Genomic DNA, 3,361 nt, shown 5'->3' with positions numbered 1-3,361 from the left:
TTTCGCCGGCCTGGTGGCTCTTGCGAAGTGGCCAGACCCGATCCCATCCCGAACTCGGCCGTCAAACGCTTCAGCGCCAATGGTACTATGTCTCAAGACCTGGGAGAGTAGGTCGCCGCCAGGCCTGCCAAAGACAAGCATTCCTCATCACAAAACATACCAACGGTCACGGCGATGCTCGATCCAATGTCGCCGTGACCATGCGCGTTCCAAAACCACAAAAAAACAAACAAAAAAACACACAGAACGCAAAACACCCTGACGCGGGGTGGAGCAGCCCGGTAGCTCGTCAGGCTCATAACCTGAAGGTCACAGGTTCAAATCCTGTCCCCGCAACCATCTCAACTTGCGATGCCAAGTCGCAACCAGAAGCCGCCCCTCCAGGGCGGCTTTTGGCGTTTCCGCCCCCAAATCCATTGCGCGCCGGTTTCGACGCAGAGGCGATCGTCAGAATGCCCGCGAGATCGCCGCGAACCTCGACCTTGAGGGCGCCGTCGCCGTCCGGGGTCAGTATGATCGCGTCAATCAGCGAGCGAATGATCTCCAACGCCTCCAGACGATGCGTCTCGTCCTCGTCGGCGAGAGCGTTATGGAGTTGTTCGATCTCCCGGCGATAAAAGGTCGCCATTTCGGGGTGAAGAAGCGGCGCCGCCTCGCCCGCTTCGGCCACTTTCTGCTCGAGCTGCTTCTTGCGCTGCTCGAGTTCGACCATCTTGGCGTTGATGCGCTCGGCTGCGCCGCCCTTGAGAATAATGTTGAGGAGGGTGTCCAGTTCCCGATCGATTCGCTTGATCTCCGTCTTCGCGGCGTCGACGCCGGAACGGGCCTCGGTGCGGACAAGGTTCAGTTCACGGGTGAATTCCTCGCAAAAGACCTTGAACAGGGTGGGGTCCATCAAATTCTCTCGAAGGGCCCCGACGATCCGGCTCTCGAGCGCTTCGCTCCGGATATTGACGCGATTGTCACAAGTCCCCTTGTTGCGCGCCGTGGCGCAGCCAACCAGGGTCGCCGAAATCATCGTGTAGCCGCCGCGGCAGCAGCCGCATTTGGCGAGTCCCGAGAACAGGTATTTCGGGCGGCGGCGGTCACGAAAGTTGTTTTCTTCGTCGGAGTCGCGGACTTTTGTTGCGGCCGCCTGCCGCGCCTTGACCGCGTGCCAGAGTTCGTCGTCGACGATCCGCCATTCCGGCACCTTCGTCACAATCCATTCCGAACTGGGATTCAGGCGCGCCTGCCGCTTACCAGTGTCTGGATTGCTGACAAAGTGCTGACGATTCCAAACGAGACGTCCAATGTACATCTCGTTGTTCAGAATGCCGTTGCCACGCTTTGCACTGCCGTTGATGGTCGAAAAGCTCCACTCGCCGCCTCTGGGCGCTGCAATCCCTTCACGGTTGAGTTCGACTGCGATGCGTTTGCCCGACTTGCCGGCCCGATGGTCCCGAAAAATGCGTAGAATGATCGCGGCTTCCACTGGATTGATCGTTCTCGCGCCGCGTTCGACCTTTCCATCTGAGCCGATGCAGGGCGCCAGACTGTAACCGTAAGCGTTACCGCCACCTGATTTTCCGAGATCGACTCTGCCGCGGAGGCCACGGAAGGTTTTCTCCGCGAGGTCTTTCAAGAAGATCTCGTTCATCGCGCCCTTGAGGCCGACGTGGAGAGGGGTGATTTCTCCCTCGGCAAGCGTGAAGATTTTCACGCCGGCATAGGTTAGCCGTTTGAACAGTCCCGCAATGTCCTCCATATCGCGTGATAGGCGATCCAGGGACTCGGCGAGAACTATCTGATACCTCCCTTTGAGCGCACCGGCTATCAGCGCCTGGATGCCCGGACGGAGGAAGAAGGTCTTGCCGGAGATCGCAGGGTCGCTATGTTCCCCGGTGACCTGCCAATTTTCTCGTTTGGCTTTCGCATGGCAATCCCGAAATTGATCGGGGATTGACGCATCTTTCTGGTTCGTCGACGAAAATCGCGCGTAAATGCCAACGTTCACGGGATGTGCCTAGCCTTCGGTCGTTGTCTCACTGGCGGTCAGGGATTCAAGATACCACTTCCTGGCCGCGTTGCGCGCCAAGAGTTGAGCAAGCGGAATCAACCTCTCCGAGACAGCGCCATCGGGTTTCGCCATAAGGTTGGAATCCGGGCTTTCCAACCCGACGGTTGCCTTTGCCGACGCCGTCGGCGGCTCCGAAAGTGACCTTCGAACGCTTTTCTGGCGGTAATTGGGTGACGAATGGTTTTTCACGCGCGGCCGCCCGATACGCCGAGCCAGAGGCCAGGCGGCGAACGGGCTATGCGCCGTTCAACGAGCAGGCGGGCGCGCCTTGCCGCCTTCACGCACCATGCGGAAGGTCAGCTCCCCAGCCTGGCGCCGCGGATACAGGAATATGCCGCGTTACGCCAATTTTTTCCCCTCTGAATCCCGCTTGCCGTGGTGTTTGCCGCGAACAAACGAGTATCAGTGTGGCCGCCGCAAGCTGCGTTAAGATCCATGTCGCCGGGGTTGCCTCACCGCAACAGAAATCCGCAAACCTGCTTTCGTATGAACAATATCGATGTGATACGATAAAAAGTCAACAGGTATTCTCAAAAAGGGTCGCTTTATTGAGATGGCGACAATCGTTGGCTCCATTTCTGGAAATTGCTGTTCAGATTATATCTGTTTCTGGCCCCCTCTGCCGCGCCGTTTCCGGTTCGGCGAGGAGCCGGTGGCATCAACCGTCAGCCACACCACAGATTGGGGTGCGATCTTGAAGGATGCAAAAAAGCGGGGCAACCGATAGCGCCCCGCAAATATTCCTGACAAAGTATCGATGGACCCGCTTCTTCCATGTGTAAATCTGGTTCGGATGCACACCGTGCGGCCAGTTTCGGAACCGTCGAGTCCTCGCGCAGCGCCTCCAGCGCTATCTTCGCCTTGAACGCCGCATCAAACTTCTTGCGTAACTTGGTCATCCCTTGCTCCATCGGTGGTTACAGAGCAGGAAGCCATACACATTAACCAATGGTCCCAGATCCGGGGTCCGCTTCAAACGTCCAAGTCTAATTTAAGAGAACGCGCTTTTCGTTGTGCTTTTGTAAGCGGCTTGAACGCACCGTGGTCGAGCATCAGCTGGCGCCGGCTGCTTTCAAATTCTTCGCAAATCATCGGGTAGTCCCCGGACAGGCCGAATTTCTTACGGTATTCGATATCGGTCTGCTTATGAACCGCCAGTAAATGCCGCTTGAGAGTCGCAAAGCTTTTTCCGCATTCAAGACAGATAATCTTGTCACTCCAGACGGATGCCTTGATGGGAAGAAAAGGCTCCACATTCGGTGCATCGACGACGAAATCGTCGCGAAATGCATTTATTCCCGC

General features: G+C 57.2%; 3 protein-coding genes, 1 tRNA gene and 1 rRNA gene. 2 read left to right on the top strand and 3 right to left on the bottom strand.

Annotation, left to right across the window (positions count from 1 at the left end):
- Positions 1–9 precede the first annotated feature (9 nt).
- Both rrf and QZY01_RS07235 read left to right on the top strand, forming a co-directional pair.
- A 5S ribosomal RNA gene (gene rrf, locus QZY01_RS07240) occupies positions 10–124 on the top strand.
- 138 nt (positions 125–262) lie between these two features.
- Positions 263–339: transfer RNA gene (locus QZY01_RS07235), tRNA-Met, on the top strand.
- Here QZY01_RS07235 and QZY01_RS07230 read toward each other — a convergent pair.
- The 3 genes from QZY01_RS07230 to QZY01_RS07220 all read right to left on the bottom strand — a co-directional run.
- Complete coding sequence (locus QZY01_RS07230) at positions 296–1,996, bottom strand: recombinase family protein (protein WP_294535228.1); 1,701 nt, start codon at positions 1,994–1,996, stop codon at positions 296–298. The two genes, QZY01_RS07235 and QZY01_RS07230, sit on opposite strands and share 44 nt — an antisense overlap.
- Before the next feature lie 728 nt (positions 1,997–2,724).
- Positions 2,725–2,958, bottom strand: a complete 234-nt coding sequence (locus QZY01_RS07225; protein WP_294535225.1) for a hypothetical protein — start codon at positions 2,956–2,958, stop codon at positions 2,725–2,727.
- A gap of 73 nt (positions 2,959–3,031) precedes the next feature.
- A partial coding sequence (locus tag QZY01_RS07220; protein ID WP_294535222.1) for a MucR family transcriptional regulator occupies positions 3,032–3,361 on the bottom strand: 330 nt, incomplete at its 5' end.

The organism is uncultured Rhodoblastus sp. (assembly GCF_903903185.1).
Taxonomy (GTDB): Bacteria; Pseudomonadota; Alphaproteobacteria; order Rhizobiales; family Beijerinckiaceae; genus Rhodoblastus.
This window is presented reverse-complemented; position numbering and strand designations above follow the sequence as displayed.

Coding starts and splice junctions, on each gene's coding strand:
- QZY01_RS07225 (WP_294535225.1), bottom strand. CDS start 2,958: ATGACCAAGTTACGCAAGAAGTTTGATGCGGCGTTCAAGGCGAAGATA.